This is a genomic window from Chamaesiphon sp. OTE_20_metabat_361, assembly GCF_031364565.1.
On the sequence record NZ_JANLWO010000881.1, the window covers coordinates 1 to 3,946 of the forward strand.

General features: G+C 48.8%; 5 protein-coding genes and 1 other RNA gene. 2 read left to right on the plus strand and 4 right to left on the minus strand.

The window, feature by feature from the left end:
- Nucleotides 1-17: 17 nt before the first annotated feature.
- The 3 genes from RMO35_RS24720 to ffs form a co-directional block, all read right to left on the minus strand.
- Nucleotides 18-1,331 (minus strand): homoserine dehydrogenase, encoded by a 1,314-nt coding sequence (locus RMO35_RS24720; RefSeq protein WP_309745351.1) that lies wholly within the window; start codon nucleotides 1,329-1,331, stop codon nucleotides 18-20.
- A 257-nt stretch (nucleotides 1,332-1,588) separates the two neighbouring features.
- A complete protein-coding gene (locus tag RMO35_RS24725) occupies nucleotides 1,589-1,981 on the minus strand; it encodes a hypothetical protein (protein WP_309745343.1) in 393 nt (130 codons plus the stop codon).
- A gap of 150 nt (nucleotides 1,982-2,131) precedes the next feature.
- Nucleotides 2,132-2,228: signal recognition particle sRNA small type (ffs, locus tag RMO35_RS24730), an RNA gene on the minus strand.
- A gap of 117 nt (nucleotides 2,229-2,345) precedes the next feature.
- Between ffs and RMO35_RS24735 the strand changes: the two genes are divergently transcribed.
- Both RMO35_RS24735 and RMO35_RS24740 read left to right on the plus strand, forming a co-directional pair.
- Complete coding sequence (locus tag RMO35_RS24735; protein ID WP_309745345.1) at nucleotides 2,346-2,672, plus strand: hypothetical protein; 327 nt, start codon at nucleotides 2,346-2,348, stop codon at nucleotides 2,670-2,672.
- 35 nt (nucleotides 2,673-2,707) lie between these two features.
- A complete protein-coding gene (locus RMO35_RS24740) occupies nucleotides 2,708-2,884 on the plus strand; it encodes a hypothetical protein (RefSeq protein WP_309745347.1) in 177 nt (58 codons plus the stop codon).
- 92 nt (nucleotides 2,885-2,976) lie between these two features.
- Here the strand turns inward: RMO35_RS24740 and RMO35_RS24745 are convergent.
- Nucleotides 2,977-3,946 (minus strand): response regulator (locus tag RMO35_RS24745; RefSeq protein ID WP_309745349.1); only part of this gene is annotated, 970 nt, incomplete at its 5' end.

The window sequence follows — 3,946 nt, forward strand, 5'->3', positions numbered from 1 at the left end:
CCACTATCCACTATTCACTAAAGTACTCTAATAATACTGGGGATACTAGCGATCGCGTCTAGTTGCTTGATTTCGGCTAATGCCGAGCTGAAATCGCTTTCAGAGACATCGTGAGTGACGACGACAATTTCGGCGCGGTCTCCTTGGAATCCAGTTTGGACGATCGATTCGATACTGACATGATGCGAGCCAAAGCAGGTGCCTAACTCACCGATGACCCCCGGCACATCCATACACGAGAATCTGACGTAGAAACTGCTGCGCAGGCTGGATAATGGAGCCATCGGACTATAGCGATCGTGACTGCAACTCAGCAGCGGATGTAGTGCCGTATTTGGTGAATTTACCACATCTTCACGGCTGGGTTTGGATTGGATGACACCGACGAGCGCCACCAGATCGGAGACAACCGCCGAAGCTGTCGCCCCAGCCCCTGCACCAGGGCCGAATAACATCACTTGTCCGAGGGGTTCGCCTTCGATGAGAATCGCGTTGTAGACGCCATTAACAGTCGCTAGGGGATAATCTTTGGGGACGAAGGTGGGGTGGACGCGGACGGAGACTGCGCCATCTTCGACGCGCTCGGCGATCGCGAGTAACTTAATGACAAAATTTAGTTTATCAGCATAGGCAATGTCCGCCGCACCGATTTTGCTAATCCCCTCGCAATTAACGTTATCGCGCTTGATTCTGCCGCCAAAGGCGAGCGATGCCAAAATCGCAATTTTATCCCCAGCATCCAATCCATCCACGTCAGCGGTCGGATCTGCCTCGGCATAGCCCAACTTTTGAGCATCGGCGAGGATATCGGCAAATTCGCCACCTTCGACGGTCATCCGGGTGAGGATATAGTTAGTCGTACCATTGATAATCCCAGTCACGCGTTGAATCCGATTGACCCCCAACGATTGCTTCAGCGGCTGAATGACGGGAATACCCCCGCCCACAGCCGCTTCTAGCATCACATATACACCAGCTTGATTGGCAGCGGTAAAGATTTCGTCGCCGAATCTAGCGATAACGGCTTTGTTGGCAGTGACGATATGTTTGCCATGTTCGATCGCGGTGAGAATCAGGCTGCGGGCTGGTTCGATCCCACCCAATACTTCAACGATAATTTCGATTTCGGGATCGGTAACGATCGAGTGGAGGTCGGTTGTCACTAAATCTGGGTGCAACTCGACAGCACGCGGTTTGTCGATCGATCTGACGCCTACTCGCTGAATTTCAATAGCTTGGAGCAGGTGATGTCGTCCCACCAGATCTTGTAAAATTTGAACTGTTCCAGTACCGACGGTACCCAGTCCGAGGATGCCAATTTTAACCACAATTTTAATATTTAGATTCTCGCTCCAGTTTCGATCTTAAACTAGTTCGCACGGCTCTTTCGTATTTGTCGCGATAATTGATGTCGATCGCGATCGCCAAAATGCAGGGGCGATCGCTCGATCGTCCCTGCTGTTGAAAACTAAGCTCACATCTTGCACCAGTTTAACTATACTAGTGCTTAGTCTAGGCTCAGGGTACTCGACTATCTACGATTCAACCAGTCTTTATACATTGGTGAAAGATGTGAGTAAGTACAGTTCTAAGAGTTTTTCATCCGTTTTAGCTCTTCTTGCAAGGCTTCTACTTGCTTCCGCATGTCGCTGATGTGTTCGGGTGATTGTGAGGGGGAGGATGGCGCTTCGCTATCGGAGACGATTTCAATCCGCCGTGGCTCGGTAGTTTTTTGAGCGCGTTCGGTAGTGCTACTGGGCGCTTGACCTAAATTTTGCTGTTGGGCGGATTTGACCATGTCATCCACCAATTTTCGAGCTTCTTCGGTGGTGATTTCACCCTTGGCGACCATTTCATCAGCTAGTTTTTGAGCCTGAACGCCGAGAGATGAGAGTGTCTCGCCCGCTTGTTCTCCAGCCGTAGTTGCTAGCCCGACACCAAGATAAAACGCTTTTTGGACGATATCGCCTAAACCAGCCATAGTTAACTTCTTAAGGTAATGATGATTATTGTTTGAGCTATCTCATCTTTTATGATAGACGCTCGCTCGTGGCTATGGCTAGGTAAGTACTGGTACGGGTTGCCGATATGTAGCGATGGTCGGCGTTCGGTGCGATCGAAAAAATACTTTTATGACTCGACTTCCACGCCTGTTATAAGCATCCCATGTTGCTGCTACCTTCCAGTCCTGACAAGGTTTGGGCGTTACGACCGCGCGGGGCCGAATCTCCTTTATGATAGCACAGAAATTATTGAAGCGATCGGGTTATTTTAGAGCAAACTTTTAGAGGCTGTAGGGCGAATGCGGTATTTTATTCAGTAGGCAAAATTTCGGAGATGAGGATGTGAGGAGAACACCAGTCGATTTATATCGCATGGGCAATGCTGTTTCTGCTAGGTTGGAGCATATTCGAGCTAAGGATATCGATCTGTACGAGGATGGCGATAAAATATGGGTAGCTGCAAATTCAGGTGGTATTTCGACATTCTCTGTCCGGGGGAACGGTAGAAACTGGTGGAAGCTCGATCGAGAAGCTGAGATTCCGAGCGAGCTGCGAGTTGTAAATGATTATGGAGATCATTGGCTATGGGAACCAAGCTATTCAATGCCATTGGATGAATATCGACAGGCGTTACAGTCACTTGGCGAGCAGTTTTACAAAATAAGTTGAGAAAAATGATGATGATGAATTTATCTCCAAAAGCGATGAGATCGATCGCGGAAGCATTAGAATTTCGGATTGCAGCATATCACAGTCAATCGGATTCAGAAATGTTGTCTGAGGATGAAATTGCGGATTTGACGAATGACTTAATGTTTTTGGAGTCATTATTGCAGGAGTTGCGAACAGCTTTAGCTGTGCCCGTCGCGCAGGTTTTTTGAGGAAATAATTTCGCTCACCATCAATGTCAAGCGCAGAGCGATGCTTGTTTTTGCGCTTATTCCCTATTTTGTCTCGATCGAACAACTTTTGCCTACATCTTTTCCCCAAGATGAATTTGGGGTTGGTGCATTTGGGAGATCGCAGTGGTGAGATACTCGATCTCGTCGAGGAGAGGATAGATGGCTGCTGGTGATGTTAAGGTGCAATCGTCGAAAAGATTGTTGGTAAAAATTTTATCTAATCGACCGATTAATTCTTGGATCGCTACAGCGCCGACATTGGCACTAGCGCTTTCGATCGTGTGGAGGAGATGTTCGATCGTGGCTGAGTCATGGTTGGCAATTGCGACATGGATCTGGCGTAGTTGTGCTTGGGTATTTTCGACAAAGACTTGCAGGATCTGGCGCTCGAAATCCAGATCGCCCTCGGAGATGCGCCGGAGGTAGTCTATATCTACTGAAGCCCCGAGCGTACCATCGCTGTGTGTTGACGGCGCGCTCAAATCCGAACGGGCTGCATCTGAGTTGCTATCTACAGAGATGGCAATCGTTTCCGGCGGTGGTTGCCACAATTCTTGCGTCCAATGAGTAATCTTGGCTGAAAGTTCGTCTTTGCGAACGGGTTTGGATAAAAAGTCATCCATCCCAGCTAACATGGCTAACTCGCGATCTTCCTTCATGGCACTGGCTGTCAAAGCGACGATGGCGGTATGTCGCATGTTACCTTCACGAATCCGAATTTCTTTGGTCGCTGCATAGCCATCGAGTCGCGGCATATGACAGTCCATTAAAATTACATCGTAGTCTCGAACGGCAATTTTGGCGAGGACTTCTTCGCCATCACAGGCGAGATCGGCGGTATATCCGAGATTTTTGAGCTGATTGAGGGCGACTTTTTGGTTGACTTTATTGTCTTCGGCGACTAAGATGCGCAGATTGGAGCTGACTTGTGGGGCGAGGATCTGCGGTTGGGGTGGTTTGGGCGCAGTGATATAGCCAAATGAGGTGTTTGCGGGGGCAATTTGGGCGGCTGGCTCGACACATTTACCGAGTAGAATCAGT

Excerpts from the sequence above, each read along its gene's own strand:
- RMO35_RS24725 (WP_309745343.1), bottom strand. The coding sequence starts at position 1,981 with ATGGCTGGTTTAGGCGATATCGTCCAAAAAGCGTTTTATCTTGGTGTC.
- RMO35_RS24740 (WP_309745347.1), top strand. The coding sequence starts at position 2,708 with ATGAGATCGATCGCGGAAGCATTAGAATTTCGGATTGCAGCATATCAC.